Below are 23,421 nucleotides of genomic sequence, written 5' to 3'. Positions count from 1 at the left end.
GGGGACGGAGCGGGAGAGGTCGGGCTCAGACGCCCACGAACGACCGCAGCGCGGCGGCCCGCTCGGTGCTCTCCCACGTGAACTCGGGCAGCTCCCGGCCGAAGTGGCCGTAGGCGGCCGTCGCGGAGTAGATCGGGCGCAGCAGGTCCAGATCGCGCACGATCGCGGCCGGACGGAGGTCGAAGACCTCCTTGACGGCCTTCTCGATCAGCTCCGGTGCGACCGTCTCGGTGCCGAAGGTCTCGATGAACACACCGACCGGGTGGGCCTTGCCGATGGCGTAGGCCACCTGGACCTCGGCGCGCTCGGCGAGCTCGGCGGCGACGATGTTCTTGGCGACCCAACGGGTGGCGTAGGCCGCCGAGCGGTCCACCTTCGACGGGTCCTTGCCGGAGAAGGCGCCGCCGCCGTGGCGGGCGTAGCCCCCGTAGGTGTCCACGATGATCTTGCGCCCGGTCAGTCCGGCGTCGCCCATCGGGCCGCCGATCTCGAAGCGGCCGGTCGGGTTGACGAGCAGCCGGTAGTTGTCGGACTCCAGGCCGAAGGCGGCCACGACCGGCTCGATGACGTGCTCGCGGATGTCCGGGGCGAGCATCTCCTCCAGGTTGATGTCCGCGGAGTGCTGGCTGGAGACGACGACGGTGTCGAGGCGCACGGGGACCTGGCCCTCGTACTCGACCGTGACCTGGGTCTTGCCGTCCGGGCGCAGGTAGGGCACCGTGCCGTTGCGGCGGACCGCCGCCAGCCGCTCGGAGAGCGAGTGCGCCAGCTTGATCGGCAGCGGCATCAGCTCGGGGGTCTCCCGGTTGGCGTAGCCGAACATCAGGCCCTGGTCGCCGGCGCCCTGCCGGTTGAGTGCGTCGTCCTCGTTCTCGACGCGCGCCTCGTAGGCGGTGTCGACGCCCTGGGCGATGTCCGGGGACTGGGCGTCGATGGAGACGTTGACCCCGCAGGAGTCACCGTCGAACCCCTTGGCGGAGGAGTCGTATCCGATCCGGAGGATCTTCTCGCGCACGATGGCGGGGATGTCGACGTAGGTCTGGGTGGTGACCTCACCCGCGATGTGGACCTGACCGGTGGTGATCAGCGTCTCGACGGCGACCCGGCTGCGCGGGTCGTGGGTGAGCATCGCGTCGAGGATCGCGTCACTGATCTGGTCGGCCATCTTGTCGGGATGGCCTTCGGTGACCGACTCGGAGGTGAAAAGGCGGCGGGACACGTTGCGTGACTCCTTGCAGCGGCTGCTGGCTGACATGTGTCGGTGCGGCACAGCGCTCCGGCGGCCTGCCGGGGGCGGCCAATGCCGACCGACGCGGTTGGTTATCGGTCCACTGTAACCGGACTGGTGGGGACGGGCGTCCGGCTGCCGACCGCGTCGCATGTCGGCAAGGACACCCGTTCGCAGTGTGGCGTACTCGGCGGTAGGAATCCAGTCCTGGTGTCCAGGCTGTTCGTCCGCGGGCACCCCGTCTGCCTGTGCGAACGCCCACACAGGCGGACCCGGGGCCGCGGAAGCCGTCAGGGGAGGCGTTCGACGACCAGGTCCCACACACGGTCGGCGAGGTCGTCCTTGGGCCCGGTCGGGATGTCCGTGACGGAACCGTCGGCGCCCAGGACGACCGCCTGGTTGTCCTCTGTGCCGAACGCGCGCCCTCCCCCGACCTGGTTGACCACGAGGAGGTCGCAGCCCTTCCTCTCCAGCTTCGCGCGGCCGTTGGCGACGACGTCGTCGGTCTCGGCGGCGAACCCGACGATGGTCTGCCCGGGCGCCTCCGACGCCCGGGAGGCCACCAGGCCCGCCAGGACGTCCGGGTTCTCGACCAGCTCGATGGGCCCGGGGGCCGCACCGGACTTCTTGATCTTGGAGGCGACGCTCCTGACCGGCCGGAAGTCGGCGACGGCCGCGCTCATCACGACCGCGTCGGCGCCGCGCCTCTCGGCCTCCATCGCCTCGGCGAGCTCGGCGGCCGAGCCCACCCGCACGACACGGGCCCCGGCCGGGTCCGGCAGGGAGACGTTGGCGGCGACGAGGGTGACGTCGGCCCCGCGCGCCGCGGCGGTGCGGGCCAGGGCGTACCCCTGCTTGCCGGAGGAGTGGTTGCCGAGGAACCGGACCGGGTCGATGGCCTCCCTGGTGCCCCCGGCGGAGACGACGACGCGGCGGCCGGCCAGGTCGGGGGCGGCGGTTCCGCGGCGCAGGACCAGCCGTGCGGCCTCGAACAGCTCGGAGGGCTCGGGGAGGCGGCCGCGTCCGCTGTCGGCGCCGGTGAGGCGTCCCACGGCCGGGTCGAGGACGACGGCGCCCCGCGCGCGCAGGGTGGCCACGTTCGCCCGGGTGGCGGGGTGCTCCCACATCTCCGTGTGCATCGCGGGTGCGAACACCACGGGGCACCGCGCGGTGAGCAGGGTGTTGGTGAGGAGGTCGTCCGCCAGGCCGGCGGCGGCCCTCGCCATGAGGTTGGCGGTGGCCGGGGCCACGAACACGAGGTCGGCCTCCTGCCCGATGCGCACGTGCGGGACCTCGTCGACCCCGTCCCACACCCCGGTGGTGACGGGCTGTCCGGACAGGGCCGCCCAGGTGGGCTCGCCGACGAAGCGGAGGGCCTCGGCGGTGGGCACGACCCGGACGCGGTGGCCGGACTCGGTCAGACGGCGGAGCAGCTCGCACGCCTTGTAGGCGGCGATGCCGCCGCCGACGCCGAGGACCACCCGGGGAACGCTCTGTGTCTCACTCACAGGAAGGAGTTCTACCAGGCCCGGCCGGGCGGGCACGCGCCGACCCCGCGGACGGCCGCGCCCCCCGCGCGCCCGACGGGGCGGTGGAGGGCGGTGTGCGGGCTCCGGCGGCACGCCGCGGCAGCGCCGGGCTCCGCCGCGCCTGCCGGCCCGTGGCACGGGACGGCCGCGGCGGAGGGGCGGATCAGGTGCCCTCGTAGGGCTCGGCGGTGAGCAGGCCGGACTTGACCTCGCGCAGGGCGATGGACAGGGACTTCTCCTGCACCTGGGTCTCGACCAGCGGGCCGACGTACTCCAGGAGGCCCTCGCCGAGCTGGGCGTAGTAGGCGTTGATCTGGCGGGCCCGCTTGGAGGCCATGGTGACCAGGCTGTACTTGCTGTCGACGAGCTGCAGCAGGTCGTCGATGGGCGGATTGGTGATGCCTTCGGCGACGGGCTCGGTACCAGCCACTTCGTTTACCCCCAGGGAAGGTCTCCGGCTCGTCGGAAGCCGTGACGTGATCGTTCGGGACGTGTTCGAGGATACGCGGCGCCTCCGGGGGCGAACCCGGCGCGGGCGGACGCGGGCGGCGGTGGCCGTGGGCCCCGCCGCTATCACACCTTGGGCGCGTCGATCAACGCTAGCAGCTCGGCGCACACTTCCTGCACGGACGTGTTGACGAGCGTGGTGTCGAACTCCTTCTCGGCGGCGAGCTCGACCTTGGCGACCTCCAGCCGGCGACGGATGACCTCGTCGGACTCGGTGCCGCGCCCGGTGAGGCGGCGGACCAGCTCCTCCCAGGAGGGCGGCGCGAGGAAGACGTGGTAGGCCTCGGGCATGGTCTCGCGGATCTGGCGGGCGCCCTGGAGCTCGATCTCCAGCAGCACGGGGGCGCCGGCGGTCAGGCGGGCCTGGACGGGGCCGCGCGGGGTGCCGTAGCGGTTGCCCGCGAACCTGGCCCACTCCAGGAGCTCGTCCTCGGCGACGAGGCGGTCGAACTCCTCGTCGGTGACGAAGTGGTACTGGACGCCGTCCTGTTCGCCGGGCCGGGGCGCGCGGGTGGTGGCCGAGACCGAGAGCCACACGTCGGGGTGCTCGCGCCGCAGGTTGGCGACCACGGTGCTCTTCCCCACACCCGAGGGGCCGGACAGGACGATCAACCGCTTCTCGGCCGGACGGGACTCGGATGCGAGTTCAGGCATGTGTGTTCGGGGCTTCCCTTCGGGGCCTGTCCGCCGCGGGGCCGGAGGCCATCGGCCGCGCTCCGGGGACCTGGCGGGACCGGGCGCGTCGCCGTGCGGGCGGCTGCTGTGCGGGGGTGTCCGCGAACGGTCGCGGGAAGCTCCATTTATACCACCGAGCCGCGGTGCGGCGGACGGTTGTGACCTGGGGCCATCCGTCCGCCGACCGCGGCTCGCGCTGTGGCTTCACCGTGAGCCCGCCGCTGTCGCGGCGCGCTCTCCGCCGCGACTGTGGGGGACGCGGACGGGCCGGCGTACTGCGTACTGCTCCTACCGGGTGTTACTTGGTGAGGTCACCGAACTCGGCTTCCAGGGCCGCGCGCTGGTTGGTCCCCAGACCGCGGACACGGCGCGACTCGGCGATGTTGAGACGCTCCATGATCTGCTTCGCACGGACCTTGCCGACACCGGGGAGGGATTCCAGCAGAGCCGAAACCTTCATCTTGCCGATGACGTCGTCCTTGAGGCCGTTGGCGAGCACCTCGGACAACGAGATGCCGCCGTTCTTCAGCTTGTTCTTGACCTCCGCGCGCTCTTTTCTGGCCTTAGCGGCCTTCTCCAGAGCCGCGGTGCGCTGTTCAGGTGTGAGGGGAGGAAGGGCCACGCCGGGTCACCTCGGATTTCTACTCGTTTGTAGAGGGCGGACGCCTGCGCAAGTTAGTAGGTCTGACCCCTGTTAGGCAACGTAAAGTGCCCTTTCAGCGGCTATTTCATCGAACTAACTACGTAGAGTTACCATTCAATTGCGGTCGGAGACGAAATACAGGACCTTGGTCCCGATTGGGCCGAGCATAAAGCGCGTCACCAGCGCAGGTCACAGAGGGGTGACCCGGGTCACTCCGGGCAGCCCGTTCCGAGTTTCGGACACACCTAATTGGTGACCGTCAGTGATCCATAACCGCGCGTGATGAGCTCGCTTCGTTGGTTCGTCCCCGGGATCCTTCGATCCCCTCGCCCCTTCCCCCGGGACACCGTCGAAGGGTGCTCCCGGCGCCGTTCTCCCGTCCGTCCGCCTCCCCTAGACCCTGGCCCCGGCCCGCCGCACGGCGGCCGCGAGGGAGGCCGCCGCCGCGCCGGGGTCCGGCGCCCGCGTGATGGGGCGGCCGATGACCAACAGGTCGGCCCCCGCCCCGATGGCCTCCTCCGGGGTGGCGACGCGCGACTGGTCCCCCCTGTCAGCCCCCGCCGGGCGCACTCCCGGTGTGATGAGGGTGACGTCCGGCCCCACCTCCGAGCGCACCAGCGCCACCTCCCGGGGGGAGCACACCAGGGCGCGCGCCCCGGCGCCCACCGCCAGCGCGGACAGGCGCCGCACCGCGTCCCGGGCCGGGCCGAGCAGCCCCACCTGCTCCAGGTCCGCCTCGTCCATGGAGGTGAGCACGGTCACGGCGGCGATCCTGGTGTCCGGGGCCGCCTCCGCGGCCGCGCGGACCATGTCCGCCCCTCCGGAGGCGTGCACCGTGAGGAAGGAGGGGCGCAGCCACGCGACACTGCGCGCGGCGCCCTCGACCGTGGCCGGGATGTCGTGGAGCTTGAGGTCGAGGAAGACCCCGAGCCGGCTGGCCCCGCGCACCGCGCTGACCACCTCCGGCCCGTAGCGCAGGTACAGCTCCAGTCCCACCTTGACCGTACTCACGTGGGGTGCGACGGCCGAGGCCCAGGTGGCCGCCGTCTCGATGTCCCCGGCGTCGATCGCGACGGCGATGGGCGCGGAAGGCGCGGTCATGTCGGTCTCTCCAATCGTGTGCCACCGGCTCCGTGCCGGTGCGTGCAACATCTGCACGTGCTTACCGATGTGCTTACCGAAGCATCGGCCGATGCACGTCCACTGTCCTGTGCACACCATCAAGGTGTGCGATTCCCCGGATGAGTCGCTTCATGCGCCCATTCCGTATCACTTCCCCGTAACGGCCGCCCAGACGGACGTAGCCCGACGCTCCCCCGAGTCCGCCCCCTTGCGCCAGGATGCGCCTGTTTGGTCGCACAGAGCCATCTCAACGCCGTTCAGGCCGGTCAGGGCCCTTGTGCGCCGTGTGCCCGACCTGTCACGCCCCGGCCCCCTGCCGGTGGGCCGCTCCCACCACGTCCGAGGCCCTGGCGAAGCCCCGCGCCTCCAGCGCCTCGGTGAACTCCCGGAGCACGCGGCTGCACGCGGACGGGTCGGAGAAGTTGGTCGTGCCGACCGCCACGGCGCTCGCCCCGGCCGCCATGAACTCCAGGACGTCGGCGCCCGTGCGGACGCCGCCCATCCCGATGATGGGCACCCCGGGAAGCGCCTCGTGCACGCGGTAGACACACCCCACGGCGAGCGGCCGGATCGCCGGGCCGGACAGCCCGCCCATCCCCCCGGCCACCGCGGGCCGCAGGGTGCGGGTGTCCACCGCCATGCCGCGCACTGTGTTGATCATGGACAGGCCGTCCGCGCGCGCCTCCACGCACGCCGAGGCCAGCTCCACCACGTCGGGGACGTCGGCGGCCAGCTTGGCCAGCACCGGCAGGTCCGAGCGGGCGTGGGAGCGCACCGTCTGCACCACCGCCGCCGCGTGGGAGGCGTCGTCGGCGAAGTGGCGCCCCGACGGGGCGGCCGGGTCGGGGCAGGACAGGTTCACCTCGATGGCGCTGACGCCGTCGGCCGCCGAGATCCGCCTGGCCAGCTCGCCGAACTCGCCCACCCCCGCCCCGGCGATGGAGACGATGGCCCGGCCGCCGCGGGCCAGCAGCCAGGGCAGGTCCCGCTGGAGGAACACGTCCACCCCGGGGCCCTGCATGCCCGTCGTGCTCAGCATGCCGCTGGGCGTCTCGGCCATGCGCGGCGCCGGACGCCCCGCGTGGGGCTCCAGCATCACCGACTTGGTCGTCACGGCGCCGATCGACGCGATGTCGAAGAACTGGGACAGTTCACGGCCGGAGCCGGCGCATCCGGCGGCGGTCACCACGGGGTTGGGCAGGTCCATGCCGCCCACCCGGGTCCTGAGGTCTGCGTTCACGTGCCTTCACTCGGTCGTGTGTGTGTCGCCGCCCGGGTCAGGCGATGTCGCGCGCCGATTCGGCGGCGCGGGCGGCGCTGGAGCCCTTCCACCCCGGGGCGCCCAGGGCGTCGAAGGGGATGGTCCCCACGTCGTCGAAGCGCACCTGTTCGCCGCGGAACACCGGTCCGTCCACGCAGGAGCGCACCATGCGGGTGATGCCGTCCTCCCCCACCACGGGGATCACGCAGGTCATGCAGATCCCCGTGCCGCAGGCCATGGTCTCCTCCACCGCCACCTGGACGGGGACCCCGTGGCTGCCCGCCACCGCGGTGACGGCGCGGAGCATGGGCATCGGGCCGCAGGCGTACACCGCGTCGGACCGGCACTCCTCGATCACGCGGCCCAGGACGTCGGTGACCCGGCCCCTGGTGCCGAACGAGCCGTCGTCGGTGGTGAAGGCGGCGGTCTCGGCGATGCGGCGGGCGGTGATCGCGCTGAACACCCGGTCGGCGGAGGCCCCGCCGAGCACGAAGTCGACCCGGCACCCGCGCCTGCGCAGCGACTGGGCGAGCGGGAACAGCGGCGCGCTGCCGGAACCGCCGCCCACGAGCACGCAGTTGACGGGTTCGCGCGGCAGCGGGAACGGCCGGCCCAGGGGGCCGACCACGTCCAGCAGGTCGCGCGACCTCCGCTCGGACAGCCAGGCGGTGCCGGTGCCGCGCACGGAGAACAGGAACTCGACGGTGCCGCCGTAGTCGGGCTTGACGTCGTGGATGGCGAAGGGACGGCGCAGCAGGGTGCTGGAGTGGTCGCCGCCGACCGCCACCGAGACGAACTGGCCCGAACGGAACCGCTCGGCGATCCCCGGGGCGACGACGGTGATGGCGTAGTAGGCGTCCACCCTGCGCACGTTCAGCACGGGGCACCTGACCTGCACCGGTCCGTTGTCGCTCATGGTCTCGGAGAAGCCTCTCTCGCCTCGGGCGCGCGGGCGCCGCGGAGTCCCCGCGGCGCCCGCACTCTACTGCCGGGGCCCCGCCCGGAGGCGGGGCAGCCCTGTCCCTACAGCCTAGGCCGTTCGGTGGGCGTGCCCCGCTCAGCGCACCGGCGCCGCCCCGGGGGGACGGCGCCGCGGCCGCCTCCCCCGCCCCGTGCCCGGCGGATCGGGGGGGCACGCGCCGCCGGTGTCCGGACCGCCCCGTGGCGCTCCTCACACCCTGTCCCGTCCGGGGCCCGCCCGGGCCCCGGACGGGGAGGCCCCGGCTACTCCCGGCCGGCGTTGAGCGCCCTGGCGTGCTCCTGGAGGGAGCGCACCCCGACGTCGCCGCGCACGCGCGCCTCGATGGCCTGGACGGCCGCGGCCAGCCCCTGCACGGTGGTGACGCTGGGCACGCCGCGCACCACCGCGGCGGTGCGGATCTCGTACCCGTCCAGACGCGGCCCGGCCTGGCCGGCGCTGCCGAACGGGGTGTTGACGATGAGGTCCACCCCGCCCTCGTGGATGAGCTGCACGATCGTGCGCTCCCCGTTGGGGCCGGGGCCCGCGCTGTGCTTGCGCACGACGGTGGCGCGCACGCCGTTGCGGCGCAGCACCACGGCGGTGCCCTCGGTCGCGAGGATGTCGAAGCCCAGGTCGGCGAGCCGCTTGACCGGGAAGATCATCGAGCGCTTGTCGCGGTTGGCCACGGAGACGAACACCTTGCCCCGGGTGGGCAGGGAGCCGTTCACGGCCAGCTGGGACTTGGCGTAGGCGGCGCCGAACTCGACGTCCAGGCCCATGACCTCGCCCGTGGAGCGCATCTCGGGGCCGAGGATGGTGTCGACCCCCTCGCCCTCCTTGTCGATGAACCGGTTGAACGGCAGCACGGCCTCCTTGACCGACACCGGGGCGTCGGCGGGCAGGTCGCCCCCGTCGCCGGTGGCGGGCAGCATGCCCTCGGCGCGCAGGTCCGCGATGGACGTGCCCGCCATGACGCGGGCGGCGGCCTTGGCGAGCGGCACCGCGGTCGCCTTGGACACGAACGGCACGGTGCGGGAGGCGCGCGGGTTGGCCTCCAGCACGTTGAGCACGCCCGAGGCCAGCGCGTACTGGACGTTGATCAGGCCGCGCACGCCGGTGCCGCGGGCGATCGCCTCGGTGGAGTAGCGGATGCGCTCGATGTCCTCCTGCCCCAGGGTGATCGAGGGCAGGGTGCAGGCCGAGTCGCCGGAGTGGATGCCGGCCTCCTCGATGTGCTCCATGACCCCGCCCAGGTACAGGTCGGTGCCGTCGTAGATCGCGTCCACGTCGATCTCGATCGCGTCGTCCAGGAAGCGGTCGATGAGCACCGGGTGCTCGGGGCTGACCTGGGCGTTGCGCTCGATGTAGTCGGCGAGCATCGTCTCGCTGTAGACGATCTCCATGCCCCGGCCGCCCAGCACGTAGGAGGGGCGGACCATGACGGGGTAGCCGATCTCGTCCGCCGCGGCCTTGGCCTCGGCGAAGGAGTAGGCGGTGCCGTACTTGGGTGCGGGCAGCCCCGCCTCGGCGAGGACCTTGCCGAACTCGCCGCGGTCCTCGGCCAGGTCGATGGCCTCGGGGCTGGTGCCGATGATGGGCACCCCGTTCTCCTTGAGCCGGCGGGCCAGCCCGAGGGGGGTCTGGCCGCCCAGCTGGACGATGACCCCGGCGACCGTGCCGCTGAGCTGCTCGGCGCGGACGACCTCCAGCACGTCCTCCAGGGTGAGCGGCTCGAAGTAGAGCCGGTCGCTGGTGTCGTAGTCGGTGGAGACGGTCTCGGGGTTGCAGTTGACCATCACGGTCTCGTACCCGGCCTCGGAGAGGGCGAAGGAGGCGTGGACGCAGGAGTAGTCGAACTCGACGCCCTGGCCGATGCGGTTGGGCCCCGAGCCCAGGATGATGATCTTGGGCTTGTCGCCGTCGGGGACCTCGGTCTCCTCGTCGTAGCTGGAGTACAGGTACGGCGTCCGGGCGGCGAACTCGGCGGCGCAGGTGTCCACGGTCAGGTAGACGGGGTGGATGCCGAGGGCGTGGCGGAGTTCGCGGACGACGTCCTCGCTCCGGCCGGTGATCTCGCCGATCTGGAGGTCGGAGAAGCCGAGGCCCTTGACCTCGCGGAGCAGGTCGGCGTCGAGCTTGGGCGCCTCGGCGAGGACGCGCGCCGCCTCCTCCAGCCGGAGCATCTGGTCCAGGAACCACGGGTCGATCCTCGTGGACTCGTGGAGCTCCTCGACGGTGGCCCCGGCGCGGAAGGCCTGCTGGACCTGGCGCAGCCGGTGCTCGGTGGGGACGGCGGCCCTGCGGAGGAGCTCGTCCTTGTCACCGGGGCTGCCCGCCCAGGTCAGCCCCACCCCGGCCTTCTCCAGCGAGCGCATGGCCTTCTGGAGGGCTTCGGGGAAGGACCGGCCGATGGCCATGGCCTCGCCCACCGACTTCATCGTGGTGGTGAGGGTGGGGTCGGCCCCGGGGAACTTCTCGAAGGCGAACCGCGGGACCTTGACGACCACGTAGTCGAGCGTGGGCTCGAAGCTGGCCGGGGTCTCCTTGGTGATGTCGTTGGGGATCTCGTCGAGGGTGTAGCCGACGGCGAGCTTGGCGGCGATCTTGGCGATCGGGAAGCCCGTGGCCTTGGAGGCCAGGGCGGAGGACCGCGAGACCCGGGGGTTCATCTCGATGACGATGACCCGGCCGGTGGTGGGGTGGACGGCGAACTGGATGTTGCAGCCGCCGGTGTCCACGCCGACCTCGCGGATGACCGCGATGCCGAGGTCGCGGAGCTCCTGGTACTCGCGGTCGGTGAGGGTCATGGCGGGGGCGACGGTGATCGAGTCGCCGGTGTGCACGCCCATGGGGTCGAGGTTCTCGATGGAGCAGACCACCACGACGTTGTCGTTGGTGTCGCGCATGAGCTCCAGCTCGTACTCCTTCCAGCCGAGGATGGACTCCTCCAGGAGCACCTCGGTGGTCGGGGAGAGCGCGAGGCCCTGTCCGGCGATGCGGCGCAGCTCGGTCTCGTTGTGCGCGAAGCCGGATCCCGCTCCGCCCATGGTGAAGGAGGGGCGCACGACGACCGGGTAGTTCAGCGCCTCGGCGGCGTCCAGGCACTCCTGGAGGGTGTGGCAGATGCGCGAGCGGGCGGACTCGCCGCCGATGCGCTCGACGATGCGCTTGAAGCTCTCGCGGTCCTCGCCGGACTGGATGGCGTCGATGTTGGCGCCGATGAGCTCGACGCCGTACTTGTCCAGGATCCCGGCCTCGTGCAGGGAGACGGCGGCGTTGAGCGCGGTCTGCCCGCCCAGGGTGGGCAGGAGCGCGTCGGGGCGCTCCTTGGCGATGATCTTCTCGATCATCTCGGTGGTGATCGGCTCGACGTACGTGGCGTCGGCGATCTCGGGGTCGGTCATGATCGTGGCCGGGTTGGAGTTGACCAGGATGACCCGCAGGCCCTCGGCCCGCAGGACACGGCAGGCCTGGGTGCCCGAGTAGTCGAACTCGGCCGCCTGCCCGATCACGATCGGGCCGGAGCCGACCACGAGGACGGATGAAAGATCACTACGGCGCGGCATGCTCTTGTTCCTCTAACTACTTGGCAGCCGGAGCGGGCTGGGCGTCGGACATCAGGGTGACGAACTCGTCGAAGAGCTCGGCGGCGTCGTGGGGGCCCGCGGCGGCCTCCGGGTGGAACTGGACGCTGAACACGGGCCGGTCCAGCAGCCGCAGGCCCTCGACGACCTGGTCGTTGAGGCCGATGTGGCTGACCTCGGCCCGGCCGTAGGGGGTGTCGAAGGGGGTGTCGAGCGGGGCGTCCACGGCGAAGCCGTGGTTCTGGCTGGTGATGGCGACCTTGCGGGTGCGGGTGTCGATCACCGGCTGGTTGACGCCGCGGTGGCCGAAGGGCAGCTTGTAGGTGCCCAGGCCCAGGGAGCGCCCCAGGATCTGGTTGCCGAAGCAGATGCCGAAGAGCGGCTTGCCCGCGTCCAGGACGCCGCGCATGGCGTCGACGGGGCCGTCCGCGGTGGCGGGGTCGCCGGGGCCGTTGCTGAAGAACACGCCGTCCGGGTCCAGGGCGAGGATGTCCTCCGCGGTGGCCGCGGAGGGCAGGACGGTGACCCGGCAGCCGCGCTCGGCGAGGCGCTGGGGGGTCATGGCCTTGATGCCGAGGTCGACGGCGGCGACGTGGAACCGGGTCGGGACGCCCTCGGGGGGCAGGACCTCGTAGGCGGCGTCCGTGCTGACCTCGGCGGCCAGGTCGGCGCCGGCCATGCGGGGCGCCTCCAGGACGCGGGCGAGCAGCTTCTCCGGGTCGGTCTCGACGGTGCTGACGGCCGCGCGCATGGCGCCCCGGTCGCGCAGGTGGCGGGTGAGGGCGCGGGTGCCGGTGAGGGCGATGCCGACCACGCCCTGGCGGCGCAGCTCCTCGTCCAGGGTCCGGCGGGCCCTCCAGTTGGAGGTGATGCGCGCGGGCTCGCGGACGACGTACCCGGCGACCCAGATGCGGCCGGACTCGGGGTCGTCGTCGTTGACGCCGGTGTTGCCGATGTGCGGCGCGGTCATCGTGACGATCTGGCGGTGGTACGAGGGGTCGGTGAGCGTCTCCTGGTACCCGGTCATGCCGGTGTTGAAGACGATCTCGCCGAAGGTCTCGCCGGTGGCGCCGAAGGATCGGCCGCGGAAGACCCGGCCGTCCTCGAGCACCAGAATCGCCGGTCCGCCGGTTTCCTCGGACACGTTTCCCCCCTCTGCCGCACCAGGACCGGCCTGGGCGTTCGCTGCTGTCGCTGCCGTGTTCACTTGATCTTGCCTTCCAGGACGGTGGGGGTGCCGCGCAGGAACGTGGCGCGGACCCGGCCCGGCAGGGTCATGCCCCGGAAGGGGGTGTTGCTGCTCTTGGTCGCCATGGCCGCACCGTCCACCGCGACCGGGTCGGCCGGGTCGTACAGGACGACGTTGGCGGGCTCGCCCTCCGCGAGCTCGCGGCCGTGCCCCCCGACGCGGCCGATGCGGGCCGGCGCCGCGGACATGCGGTCGGCGACCCCGGCCCAGGTGAGCAGGCCGGTGTCGACCATCGTCCTCTGCACGACCGCCAGGGCGGTCTCCAGACCGACCATGCCCATCGCGGCGGTGGACCACTCGGTCTCCTTCGCCTCCCTCGGGTGCGGGGCGTGGTCGGTGGCGACGATGTCGATGGTCCCGTCGGCCAGGCCCTCGCGCAGTGCCTCCACGTCCTCGGCCGTGCGCAGGGGCGGGTTGACCTTGTAGATCGGATCGTAGCTCTCCACCAGCTCGTCGGTGAGGAGCAGGTGGTGGGGGGTGACCTCCGCGGTCACGTCGCAGCCGCGGGCCTTGGCCCAGCGGATGATGTCGACCGAGCCCTTGGTGGAGACGTGGCACACGTGCAGGCGCGAGCCGACGTGCTGGGCGAGCAGGCAGTCGCGGGCGATGATCGCCTCCTCCGCGACGGCGGGCCAGCCGGGCAGGCCGAGCCGGTCGGAGACGCGGCCCTCGTTCATCTGCGCGCCCTGGGTGAGGCGGGGCTCCTGGGCGTGCTGGGCGACGACGCCGTCGAAGGCCTTGACGTACTCCAGGGCCCTGCGCATGAGCAGGGCGTCGGAGACGCAGATGCCGTCGTCGGAGAAGACGCGCACCCGGGCGGCGGACTCGGCCATCGCGCCGATCTCGGCGAGCCGCTCCCCCGCCAGGCCCACGGTGACGGCGCCGACCGGGCGCACGTCGCAGTAGCCGGCCTCGCGGCCCAGGCGCCAGACCTGCTCGACGACCCCCGCGGTGTCGGCGACGGGGTCGGTGTTGGCCATGGCGTGGACGGCGGTGTAGCCGCCGGCCGCGGCGGAGCGGGAGCCGGACGCGACGGTCTCGGCGTCCTCGCGCCCGGGCTCGCGCAGGTGGGTGTGCAGGTCCACCAGTCCGGGCAGGGCGACCAGTCCGGTCGCGTCGACGGTCTCGGCCCCCTCGGGGGCCTCCAGGTCGGGGCCGATCGCGGTGATCAGGCCGTCGGCCATGAGGATGTCGACGGGGTCCCCGCCGAGCGGGCGGGCGCCGCGGATCAGGTGCGGTCCGTTGGTGTCGGGCATGGCGGTGGTGACTTCCTCGTGTTCTCGGGTGGAGGCGTGGTTCGCGCGGGCGCCGGCGGGAGGGCGCTCACCGCGCGGGGCCGGCTCGGGCGCCGGCGGGCGCCGGCCCCCGGGGCGCCGGTCGCGGGACGGGGCGGCGTCTCCCGGGGAGGGCGCGGGCTAGGAGCCGCCGAGCAGCAGGTAGAGCACGGCCATGCGCAGGCTGACGCCGTTGGCGACCTGCGCGGTGACGGTGCACCGGGGCGAGTCGGCGACCTCGGCGGCGATCTCCATGCCGCGGACCATCGGTCCGGGGTGCATGACGATGGCGTGCTCGGGCATCCGGGCCAGGCGCGCGCCGTCGAGGCCGTAGTTGCGGCTGTACTCGCGCACGGACGGGAAGAACGAGTCGCGCATGCGCTCGGCCTGCACGCGGAGCATCATCACGACGTCGGACTTGGGCAGCACGTCGTCGAGGTCGTAGGAGACCTCGCACGTCCAGGTGTCCACCGAGACCGGCAGCAGGGTGGGCGGCGCGACCAGGGTGACGTGGGCCCCCAGGGTGGTGAGCAGCAGGACGTTGGAGCGCGCGACGCGGCTGTGCAGGATGTCGCCGACGACGGCCACCCTGAGGCCGTCCAGGCGCCCCAGCCGCTCGCGCATCGTGTACGCGTCGAGCAGTGCCTGGGTGGGGTGCTCGTGGGTGCCGTCGCCCGCGTTGAGGACGGAGCCGTCCACCCAGGTGGCGAGGCGGTGGGCGGCCCCCGAGGCGCTGTGCCGGATGACGACGGCGTCGGCCCCCATGGCCTGGAGGGTCAGCGCGGTGTCCTTGAGGCTCTCGCCCTTGGAGACGCTGGAGCCCTTGGCCGAGAAGTTGATGACGTCGGCGGACAGGCGCTTGGCGGCGAGCTCGAAGGAGGTGCGGGTGCGCGTGGAGTCCTCGTAGAAGAGGTTGACGACGGTGCGGCCGCGCAGGGTCGGGAGCTTCTTGACGGAGCGGTCGCCGACCTGGGCGAGTTCGGCCGCGGTGTCCAGGACGAGGGTGGCCTCGTCCCTGCTGAGGTCTCCGGTGGAGAGCAGGTGGCGCATCAGGCGTTCCCCTCGGTGGAGCCGGGGCGGGGGCCGGGGGCCCCGGGTCGGAGGCCTCCGTCCCGGGAGGCGCCGGACGGGGGCCGCGAGGGGCCGAGCAGGACCGCGTCGTGTCCGTCGGTCTCCTCCAGGCGCACGGTGACGTTCTCGCGCAGGGAGGTGGGCAGGTTCTTGCCCACGTAGTCGGCGCGGATGGGCAGTTCGCGGTGGCCCCGGTCCACGAGCACGGCGAGCTGGACGGCGCGGGGCCGGCCCAGGTCGCCGAGGGCGTCGAGGGCGGCGCGCACGGTGCGGCCGGAGAAGAGCACGTCGTCCACGAGGACGACGACGCGGTCGTCGAGTCCGCCGCCGGGGATCTCGGTCCTGCCGAGGGCGCGCACGGGGGCCGATCTGAGGTCGTCGCGGTACATCGTGATGTCGAGGGAGCCGACGGGGACGGCGAGGTCCTCGACGCGTCCGATGCGCTGAGCCAGGCGCCGGGCGAGCGGGACACCGCGGGAGGGGATGCCCAGGAGGGTGACGTCCCCGCCGCCCTTGGTGCGTTCGAGCACCTCGTGGGCGATGCGGGTCAGAGCCCGGTTGATCTCGTTGCCGTCGAGGACGGCGCGGGTGCCGTCGGGCACCTCGGGTGACGGTTCGGCGACGCCTTCGGCATCACCTTGCGTCGACTTTCGGACACGCAAAGCAGTGACCCCTTCCCTGCCTCACAGAACAGGTCGTTAAAGGATGTCGATCGGCCCCACGCTACCAGCGGCGATCGGGTCACCCGAGGGGCGGTCCGAGGTCGAAAACGACCAATGTGACTCTGGTCACACTATTGAGGGGACTCTCATCGCCCAGGAGTGGCCATATCGCCACGCAGTGGATACGACCACAGAATAGTTGAAAGGTGAAATTCCCTGTAGAAACGGGCTTTGTGGACCAGCGCGACGCCCCTCTCGTCCCGAACCGTCCGGACATGAGAGGAGTCTCACTTACGCACGGTTTGGCCACCGATTAGTCGCGTTTCACACCAACGGCTTGACCTGGGGGGCAGACCCCCCTACCGTCACTGTCTGTAACCACTACCGGGTGGGGTTGCACCCCGTGACCATCCGCTGAGCCGCACAGGCGGTTCGCCGAGTACGAGCGGACGTCCCCCCACCACGCCAGCCACCGTCACGGCCGGGAGCGACAAGAACATGCCATCCGAATACGCCAAGTCCCTCGGTGCGCGACTGCGCGCCATCCGCACCCAGCAGGGCCTGTCCCTGCACGGGGTGGAAGAGAAGTCCCACGGACGCTGGAAGGCCGTCGTGGTCGGCTCCTACGAGCGCGGCGACCGCGCCGTCACCGTCCAGAAGCTGGCCGAGCTGGCCGACTTCTACGGGGTCCCCATGTCGGAGCTGCTGCCGGGCGGCGCCGCGCCGACGCCTCTGGGCCCGACACCCAAGCTGGTGATCGACCTGGAGCGCATGCAGCAGCTGCCGCAGGAGAAGGCAGGACCGCTCTCCCGCTACGTCGCCACCATCCAGAGCCAGCGCGGCGACTACAACGGGCGCGTGCTGTCCATCCGCCAGGAGGACCTGCGTTCACTCGCGGTCATCTACGACAAGTCGCCCGGCGACCTGACCGAGGAGCTGATCAACTGGGGGGTCCTCGACCCCGAGGCGCGCCGCGCGGTCGACGCCTTCTAGGGACCGGGGAACACACGAAGGTCGCACCCGCTCGACGAGAACCGGCACCCCGCGGGGCGCCGGTTCTCGTCGTGTCCGGGGCCGGCGCAACGGCGCGGCCGGGCGTGGGGCTTCCCCTCCCCAACCCGGCCGCGCCGCACTCCGCCGGGCGGACCCGGCGGAAGCAAATCGAACTCCTGTTCGATAGAAACCAGTTAACCCCAGCCCGTCCGACCCGTCAAGGTCCCCCGCGCCGAGGGCGCGTCGGCGGCCCGTGCCCTAAAATCGGGCTGTGGTAGCCGATACCGAGTTGCGCGAACTGGCGCCGCCCGCCTTCACGCACGCCGTCCCCGCGCTGCTCCGGGTGTACGAGGCCGCCATGCGCCCGCCGCCCGAGCAGCTGCCCGGCCGCGCGGCCGTCATGAACGGCCACGCCTACTACCCGGGCTTCCGCGCAGTGGTCGCGCTCCGCGACGGGCGCCCCGTCGGCTTCGCCTACGGCTTCCACGGCGTGCGCGGCCAGTGGTGGCACGACATGGTCGCCGAGGGGCTGCACGCCGGCGGGCGGGCGCGCCAGGCGCGCCGCTACCTCGCCGACCCCCTGGAGATCGCCGAGGTGCACGTCCACCCCGAGGCGCAGAACCAGGGCGTGGGACGGGCCGTGCTCCACGCCCTGTGCGAGGGGCGCGGTGAGCGCACCGCCGTCCTGTCCACGCGGACGGGGCCGTCGGCGGCGCGCCACCTCTACCGCTCGTGCGGGTTCACCGAGGTGCTGGAGGACTTCGCCTTCCCGGGCAGCCCCGACCAGCCCTTCTCGATCATGGCCGCGCGTCTGCCCCTGACGGGCTCCGGCGACCGGAGACCTCACGGAAGATCTGCCTGGTGGCCTTGGACTGGTTCGAGGTGATGAAGTGGATGCCCGGCGCGCCCTCGTCGAGCAGGCGCTCGCACATGCGCTGGGCGTGCTCGATGCCGAAGGCCCGCACCGCCTCGGCGTCGTCGCCGAAGGACTCGAACCGCTCCGCCAGGGCGCGCGGGAAGGGGGCCCCGGAGAGCTTCTCCGAGCGCGGGATGAAGGACGAGCGGACCACGGGGAACACCTCGGGGATGATCGGCACCTCGCACCCCCGGGCCGCCACGCGGTCGCGCAGCCGCAGGTAGTCCTCCGGGTCGAAGAACATCTGGGTGATGGCGTAGTCGGCGCCCGCCTCGCACTTGCGCACGAAGTGGTCGGTGTCGGTCTCCACGTCGGCCGAGCGCGGGTGCTTGTACGGGAACGCGGCCACGCCCACGCAGAAGTCGCCGCTGTCCTTGAGGAGGCGGACGAGCTCCTCGGTGTAGGTCAGCCCCTCGGGGTGGCTGACCCACTCGCCGTCGGGGTCGCCGGGGGGGTCGCCGCGCACGGCGAGCATGTTGGAGACGCCGGCGTCCGCGAAGCGCCCGATGAGGTGGCGCAGCTCGGCGACGGAGTGGTCGACGAGCGTCATGTGCGCCACCGGCAGCAGGGTGGTGTCGGTGGCGATGCGCTCGGTCGTCTCCACGGTCAGCCCGCGCGTGCTGCCGCCCGCGCCGTAGGTGACCGAGACGAAGGACGGGCCGAGTGCCTCGATCTCCCGGATCGCGCGCCACAGCCGCTCCTGCGACTGGGGCGTGCGCGGTGGGAAGAACTCGAAGGAGAACATCGGCTCGCCCGCGTTGAGGAGTTCGCGGATATGACGCGGCCTGGGGGCCGGGCTTCGGGGCGCCACGGGGCGTGTCGGTGCTGCCAGCATGTGCACCAGCTTAGGCGAAGCGCACTCACGGACAGGGACCGGCGTCCCACAGTGCGAGACCGTGTCCGGGCCGTCCGGCGCGGGGCGCGCCCGGTGGGGCGCGGACCCGCCCGCCCCGGCGGAGCGGGTCGGCCGAACCGGGGTGAGGACGCCCCGAACAGCCGATAACGTGCAGGACATGGCCCCTTCCTCTTCTTCCACTTCCGCACTCTCCCCGTCCGTCTTCGCGGCCCGCCCCGCGGTGGACCGCGAGCTGGCCGGGTTCGGCGCCGCGCACCGCGAGCTGGTCCTGGGGATCGGCGAGGAGCTGGCACCCGCCATGGACGCCCTGGAGGCGATGCTCTCCGGCGGCAAGCGCCTGCGCCCGACCTTCTGCTACTGGGGGTGGAGGGGCGCCGGGGGCGCCGCCGACGACGAGCGGCTGATCCGTGCCGCCGCGTCCCTGGAGTACCTCCAGGCGTGCGCGCTCATCCACGACGACGTGATCGACAACAGCGACACCCGCCGCGGGCTGCCCGCCACCCACAAGCGGCTGGCCGGGCTGCACGCCGACCAGGGGTGGGGCGGCGACGGCGACGGGTTCGGCCGGGGGGCGGCGATCCTCATCGGCGACCTGTGCCTGGTCTGGTCGGACGAGATGTACCAGGCCAGCGGGTTCCCGCCGGAGGTGCTGCGGGACGGTCGGCGCCCCTTCGACGCGATGCGCACGGAGGTGATGGCCGGGCAGTACCTGGACACCCTGGAGCAGGTGCGCAGCACGGGCACCCGCGAGGCCGCCCTGCGCGTGATGCGGTACAAGTCGGCCAAGTACACGGTGGAGCGCCCCCTGCACCTGGGTGCGGCCCTGGCGGGCCGGTACGAGGAGCTGGCGGGGGTCTACACGGACTACGGCCTCCCGCTGGGCGTGGCCTTCCAGCTGCGCGACGACGTCCTCGGCGTGTTCGGCGACCCGTCCACCACGGGCAAGCCCGCCGGCGACGACCTGCGCGAGGGCAAGCGGACACTCATCGTCGCCGAGACGCTGGCCCGCACCGGGGCCGCCGACGGCGAGCGCTTCGCCTCCCTGCTGGGCGACCCCGACCTGTCGGTGGACGCGGTCGAGTGGATGTGCGGGCTGATCGAGGGCTCGGGCGCGCTGCGCGCCTGCGAGGACCTCGTCGAGGAGTACGCCGGACAGGCCGTGGCCGCCCTGGACAGCCCCGAGCTGGACGCGGACGCCCGCGAGCCGCTGCGCGCCCTGGTGGTGGCGGCGACCGCGCGCACCCACTGAACCCGGCCCTTAGGGGATATTCAGGGGTTTCCCAGCGCAAAAGTACGTTGTGCCCGACTTCGTCCTCCGGTTGAATCGTCGAAAGACCTAGCGCGACCGGAGGACACCCCATGTCTGGGCACACCGTCTCACGAGGCCCGACGGACGCGGGTGAACGGGCGCTCGCCCCCGACCTGGCACGCGGGTTCATGCTCCTGTTCATCGCGATCGCCAACACCGTCTGGTACCTGTGGGCCGTCCCCATGGGCGGCCTGAGCGCCCACCCGGAGCCCGGGGGCGTGCTGGACGCGGCGGCGCAGTTCTTCACCGTCGTCGCGGTCGACGGGCGCAGCTACCCGATGTTCGCGTTCCTGTTCGGCTACGGCATGGTGCAGCTCGCGCGGCGCCAGGAGGCCGCGGGAGCGGACGCGGGGGCCGTCGACGCGCTGCTGCGCCGCCGCAACCTGTGGCTGCTCGCGTTCGGCCTCGTGCACGCGCTGCTGCTGTGGATGGGCGACGTCCTGGGCGCCTACGGACTGGCCGGCCTGCTCCTGGGCTGGCTGTTCCTGCGCCGCAGGGACACCACCCTGCTGGTGTGGGCCGGGCTCCTGACCGGCCTCATGCTGCTGCTGTCGGCCGCCAGCCTGGTCGGCCTGGCGCTCATGCCCGCGGACCAGCCCGCGATGGCGGGTCCGGGCATGGACGACATGGCCTTCAACATCGGCAACCCCTCGATCCTGGGCGCCGCGATCGGGCGGCTGTCGGTGTGGCCGCTCATCGTGCTCGGCCAGGGCCTGCTCGGCCTGACCGTGCCCACGGCGATCCTGCTCGGCTTCTGGGCGGCGCGCCGCCGGATCCTGGAGGAACCGGGCCGCCACCTGGTCCTTCTGCGGCTGACGGCCGCCGCCGGCATCTCCCTCGGGTGGCTGGGCGGCCTCCCCTCCGCGCTCGTCCAGGTCGGGGCGTGGGACCTGACCGTCTCCCAGGGCGGCATGCTGGCCCTGCCCCACATGGTGACCGGCCTGGCCTGCGGCGTCGGCTACGTGGCGCTGATCGCCCTGGTCGCCCACCGGATCCAGGCGGGGGGCCGCGGGCCCGGCCCGGTGGTGACCGCCCTGAGCGCGACCGGCAAGCGGTCGCTGTCGGCGTACCTCGCCCAGTCGGTCCTGTGCGCGCCGGTCCTGACCGCCTGGGGGCTGGGGGTCGCGGCCCACCTGTCGCCGTGGTCGATGTTCCTGTTCGCGGTGGGGGTCTGGCTGGTGACGGTGGCCGGCGCGTACGCGCTGGAGCGCGCGGGCAGGCGGGGCCCGGCCGAGGTGCTGCTGCGCCGGCTGGCCTACCGGGGGACCGGACGGGGCTCGTCGGAGGGCGCCCCCGGAGGCGACGGCGCAGGCCCTCCCGCGGGGCCCGGCGAGGGGAAGGGCCAAGAGCGCACCACCCCCTGACCCGGAGGCGCAAAAAGCCGCGTGCCGGTGAGTGCCCGGCAGGCCCTCGTACCTCAGGATGGGGTGTCATGGGCGACGATCACATGACAAACCACACCATAGGTGTGACCGGGGCGACCGGGGCGCTGGGCGGGCGGGTGGCAGCCCGGATCGCACGGCTCGGATTGGCGCAGCGCCTCGTCGTGCGCGACATCAACCGGGCGCCGGAGTACCCGGGCAGCACCGCGGCGATGGCGGCCTACGAGGACACGGCGGGCTTCGAGCGGGCCTGCCGGGGTGTGGACACACTGTTCCTGGTCTCGGCGACCGAGTCCGAGGACCGGATGGACGTCCACCTGAGCGCGGTGGACGGGGCGGTCCGCGCGGGGGTGTCCCGGATCGTCTACCTGTCCTTCCTGGGGGCTGGTCCGGCCGCCACGTTCACGTTCGCGCGCACGCACTTCTACACCGAGGCCCACATCAGGTCGACGGGGGTGCGGTACACGTTCCTGAGACCCAGCCTGTACCTGGACCTGCTGCCCGGCTGGGTGGGGGACGACGGCGTGGTGCGCGGCCCGGCCGGCGACGGCCGGGTCGCGTGGGTGTCCCGGGACGACGTGGCGGACGTGGCGACGGCGGTGCTGACCGACCCGGCGACCGCGCTCGCCTCGGAGGACACGACCCACGACGTCACCGGCCCGGAGGCCCTGACCCTCGGAGCCACGGTCGACAAGCTGGGCACGCTCACCGGCCGCTCCGTCCGCTACGTGCCGGAGACCTGGGAGGAGGCGCTGGAGTCGCGCCGCGCCACCGGCGCCCCGGAGTGGGCCGTCGAGGGGTGGGCCTCGTCGTACGCCGCGATCGCCGCGGGTGAGCTCGACGAGGTCGCCCCGACGGTGCCCAAGCTGACCGGCCACCCGGCCCAGTCCATCGAGGGGTTCCTCCGGCGCCATCCGAGCGCCCTGTCGCACGTCGGGGTCTGACCACCGCCCGCCCGCCACCGCCGCGCCCCGTGCGCGGCGGTTTCGTCGTCCCGGGGACTTCTCCCGCACCGGGACTTGACCTCAATATTAGTTGAGGTACCAGGCTGGGCACCGCCGGCGGAGAGCACGGCGCGACAGCGAGGAGATCCGGTATGCGAGCGGTACGGGTGGACGGGTTCGGCGGCCCCGAGGTCCTGGTGGCCCGGGAGGTGCCCGAACCGGAGCCGGGGCCCGGGCAGGTCGTGGTGGAGGTGGCGGCGTCCAACGTGATGTACCTGGACACGCTGGTCCGCAGCGGATGGGGGCTGGACCACTTCCCGGTGGAGCCCCCGTACGTGCCGGGCGCGGGGGTGGCCGGGACCGTGGTCCGGGTCGGCGAGGGGGTGGCCCCGGAGAGGGTCGGCGCGCTGGTCGTCACCGACACCGGCCGTGCCGCCCCGGAGGGGGGCGAGCCCGTGCCCCCCTTCGGCGGGTACGCCCAGCGGGTCGCCGTCCCGGCGTCGGGACTGGTCGACGTCCCGGAGGGCCTGGCCCCGGAGCAGGCGCTGGCACTCCTGCACGACGGGCCCACCGCCCTCTCGCTGGAGCGCAGCGGCGGGTTCGGCCCGGGCACGTGGGTGCTCGTGCTGGCGGCGACGGGCGGGGCCGGCAGCCTGGCGGTCCAGCTCGCCGCCGCGGCCGGGGCGCGCGTCGTGGGCGCCGCCCGGGGCCCGGAGAAACTGGCCCTCGCCCGTGAGATGGGGGCGGAGGCGGTCGTGGACTACTCCGAGCCCGGATGGGTGGAGCGGGTCCGCGAGGCCACCGGCGGCGCGGGCGCCGACGTGGTCCTGGACGGGAGCGGCGGCGACCTCGGCGAGGCGGCGTTCGGCGCCGTGGCCGACGGCGGACGCTTCCTCTCCTACGGCTCCGCGGGGGGCCGCTTCTCCGAGGTGGACGCCGGGGAGGCGGAGCGCCGCGGGATCGAGGTGTTCGGCCTCTTCGACCTGGAGGACGGGAAGGAGGGTCGGAGCGGCGCCGTGCGCCGGATCCTGGAGATGGCCCGCTCCGGGCGCGTGAGACCGCATGTGGGGCTGACGCTGCCCCTGGAGCGGGCGGAGGAGGCCCACCGGGCGCTGGAGGAGCGCCGGGTCCTGGGCAAGGTGCTCCTCGTGCCGTGAGGCCGGTGGGGCGGACCACCGGTCGGGCGCGGACGGCCGCGCCGTCGGGGACGGGGCCGACCGCGGGGCCGCCCCCTCCCCCGGGGGCGGGGCGGCGT

General features: G+C 72.9%; 20 protein-coding genes. 6 read left to right on the top strand and 14 right to left on the bottom strand.

The window, feature by feature from the left end; genetic code table 11:
- Positions 1–25: 25 nt before the first annotated feature.
- From metK to pyrR, 13 genes are all read right to left on the bottom strand, one after another.
- Entirely contained in the window at positions 26–1,219 is a 1,194-nt protein-coding gene (gene metK / locus OUQ99_RS08730; protein WP_267948919.1) for a methionine adenosyltransferase, read from the bottom strand.
- Between the two features lie 299 nt (positions 1,220–1,518).
- Complete coding sequence (gene coaBC, locus OUQ99_RS08725) at positions 1,519–2,709, bottom strand: bifunctional phosphopantothenoylcysteine decarboxylase/phosphopantothenate--cysteine ligase CoaBC (RefSeq protein ID WP_267950309.1); 1,191 nt, start codon at positions 2,707–2,709, stop codon at positions 1,519–1,521.
- A gap of 211 nt (positions 2,710–2,920) precedes the next feature.
- A complete protein-coding gene (gene rpoZ, locus OUQ99_RS08720; RefSeq protein WP_267948918.1) occupies positions 2,921–3,187 on the bottom strand; it encodes a DNA-directed RNA polymerase subunit omega in 267 nt (88 codons plus the stop codon).
- A gap of 143 nt (positions 3,188–3,330) precedes the next feature.
- A complete protein-coding gene (gene gmk / locus OUQ99_RS08715; protein ID WP_267948917.1) occupies positions 3,331–3,918 on the bottom strand; it encodes a guanylate kinase in 588 nt (195 codons plus the stop codon).
- A 319-nt stretch (positions 3,919–4,237) separates the two neighbouring features.
- On the bottom strand, positions 4,238–4,561 hold the full coding sequence (mihF, locus tag OUQ99_RS08710; RefSeq protein WP_267948916.1) for an integration host factor, actinobacterial type: 324 nt from the start codon (positions 4,559–4,561) through the stop codon (positions 4,238–4,240).
- 414 nt (positions 4,562–4,975) lie between these two features.
- Positions 4,976–5,683: an orotidine-5'-phosphate decarboxylase gene (pyrF, locus tag OUQ99_RS08705; protein WP_267948915.1), complete on the bottom strand. Its 708-nt coding sequence runs from the start codon at positions 5,681–5,683 to the stop codon at positions 4,976–4,978.
- Between the two features lie 319 nt (positions 5,684–6,002).
- On the bottom strand, positions 6,003–6,944 hold the full coding sequence (locus tag OUQ99_RS08700; protein ID WP_267948914.1) for a dihydroorotate dehydrogenase: 942 nt from the start codon (positions 6,942–6,944) through the stop codon (positions 6,003–6,005).
- A gap of 37 nt (positions 6,945–6,981) precedes the next feature.
- Positions 6,982–7,881 carry a dihydroorotate dehydrogenase electron transfer subunit gene (locus tag OUQ99_RS08695; protein ID WP_267948913.1) on the bottom strand — a complete coding sequence of 300 codons (900 nt, stop codon included), beginning with the start codon at positions 7,879–7,881 and terminating at the stop codon, positions 6,982–6,984.
- Between the two features lie 308 nt (positions 7,882–8,189).
- Positions 8,190–11,492, bottom strand: coding sequence for a carbamoyl-phosphate synthase large subunit (gene carB / locus OUQ99_RS08690; RefSeq protein WP_267948912.1), 3,303 nt, complete (start codon positions 11,490–11,492; stop codon positions 8,190–8,192).
- Between the two features lie 16 nt (positions 11,493–11,508).
- A complete protein-coding gene (gene carA / locus OUQ99_RS08685; protein WP_267948911.1) occupies positions 11,509–12,654 on the bottom strand; it encodes a glutamine-hydrolyzing carbamoyl-phosphate synthase small subunit in 1,146 nt (381 codons plus the stop codon).
- Between the two features lie 59 nt (positions 12,655–12,713).
- Positions 12,714–14,015 (bottom strand): dihydroorotase, encoded by a 1,302-nt coding sequence (locus tag OUQ99_RS08680; protein WP_267948910.1) that lies wholly within the window; start codon positions 14,013–14,015, stop codon positions 12,714–12,716.
- A gap of 159 nt (positions 14,016–14,174) precedes the next feature.
- The gene (locus OUQ99_RS08675; protein ID WP_267948909.1) at positions 14,175–15,083 is read right to left on the bottom strand and encodes an aspartate carbamoyltransferase catalytic subunit; all 909 of its coding nucleotides are present in this window, start codon (positions 15,081–15,083) and stop codon (positions 14,175–14,177) included.
- Positions 15,083–15,706, bottom strand: coding sequence for a bifunctional pyr operon transcriptional regulator/uracil phosphoribosyltransferase PyrR (pyrR, locus tag OUQ99_RS08670; protein WP_267948908.1), 624 nt, complete (start codon positions 15,704–15,706; stop codon positions 15,083–15,085). The genes OUQ99_RS08675 and pyrR overlap by 1 nt, the downstream gene beginning before the upstream one ends.
- Before the next feature lie 558 nt (positions 15,707–16,264).
- Between pyrR and bldD the strand changes: the two genes are divergently transcribed.
- Both bldD and OUQ99_RS08660 read left to right on the top strand, forming a co-directional pair.
- Positions 16,265–16,759, top strand: a complete 495-nt coding sequence (gene bldD, locus OUQ99_RS08665; protein ID WP_013154123.1) for a transcriptional regulator BldD — start codon at positions 16,265–16,267, stop codon at positions 16,757–16,759.
- Positions 16,760–17,030: 271 nt separating this feature from the next.
- Positions 17,031–17,645, top strand: coding sequence for a GNAT family N-acetyltransferase (locus OUQ99_RS08660; RefSeq protein ID WP_267948907.1), 615 nt, complete (start codon positions 17,031–17,033; stop codon positions 17,643–17,645).
- Here the strand turns inward: OUQ99_RS08660 and metF are convergent.
- Entirely contained in the window at positions 17,557–18,486 is a 930-nt protein-coding gene (gene metF, locus OUQ99_RS08655; protein ID WP_267950308.1) for a methylenetetrahydrofolate reductase [NAD(P)H], read from the bottom strand. The two genes, OUQ99_RS08660 and metF, sit on opposite strands and share 89 nt — an antisense overlap.
- A 202-nt stretch (positions 18,487–18,688) precedes the next feature.
- On the opposite strand from metF, the gene OUQ99_RS08650 reads away from it, so the two are divergent.
- The 4 genes from OUQ99_RS08650 to OUQ99_RS08635 all read left to right on the top strand — a co-directional run bounded on the left by OUQ99_RS08650 (position 18,689) and on the right by OUQ99_RS08635 (position 23,323).
- Positions 18,689–19,780: a polyprenyl synthetase family protein gene (locus tag OUQ99_RS08650; protein ID WP_267948906.1), complete on the top strand. Its 1,092-nt coding sequence runs from the start codon at positions 18,689–18,691 to the stop codon at positions 19,778–19,780.
- A 110-nt stretch (positions 19,781–19,890) separates the two neighbouring features.
- A complete protein-coding gene (locus OUQ99_RS08645) occupies positions 19,891–21,204 on the top strand; it encodes a DUF418 domain-containing protein (RefSeq protein WP_267948905.1) in 1,314 nt (437 codons plus the stop codon).
- Positions 21,205–21,272: 68 nt separating this feature from the next.
- On the top strand, positions 21,273–22,166 hold the full coding sequence (locus OUQ99_RS08640) for an SDR family oxidoreductase (protein ID WP_267948904.1): 894 nt from the start codon (positions 21,273–21,275) through the stop codon (positions 22,164–22,166).
- Between the two features lie 152 nt (positions 22,167–22,318).
- Positions 22,319–23,323, top strand: a complete 1,005-nt coding sequence (locus OUQ99_RS08635; RefSeq protein ID WP_267948903.1) for a zinc-binding dehydrogenase — start codon at positions 22,319–22,321, stop codon at positions 23,321–23,323.
- Positions 23,324–23,421: the final 98 nt, after the last annotated feature.

The sequence above is a fragment of the Streptomonospora nanhaiensis genome (assembly GCF_026642255.1).
GTDB classification, from domain to species: Bacteria; Actinomycetota; Actinomycetes; order Streptosporangiales; family Streptosporangiaceae; genus Nocardiopsis; species Nocardiopsis tropica.
The sequence above is the reverse complement of the archived record's forward strand: the minus strand, read 5'-3'. Positions and strand labels throughout refer to the sequence as shown.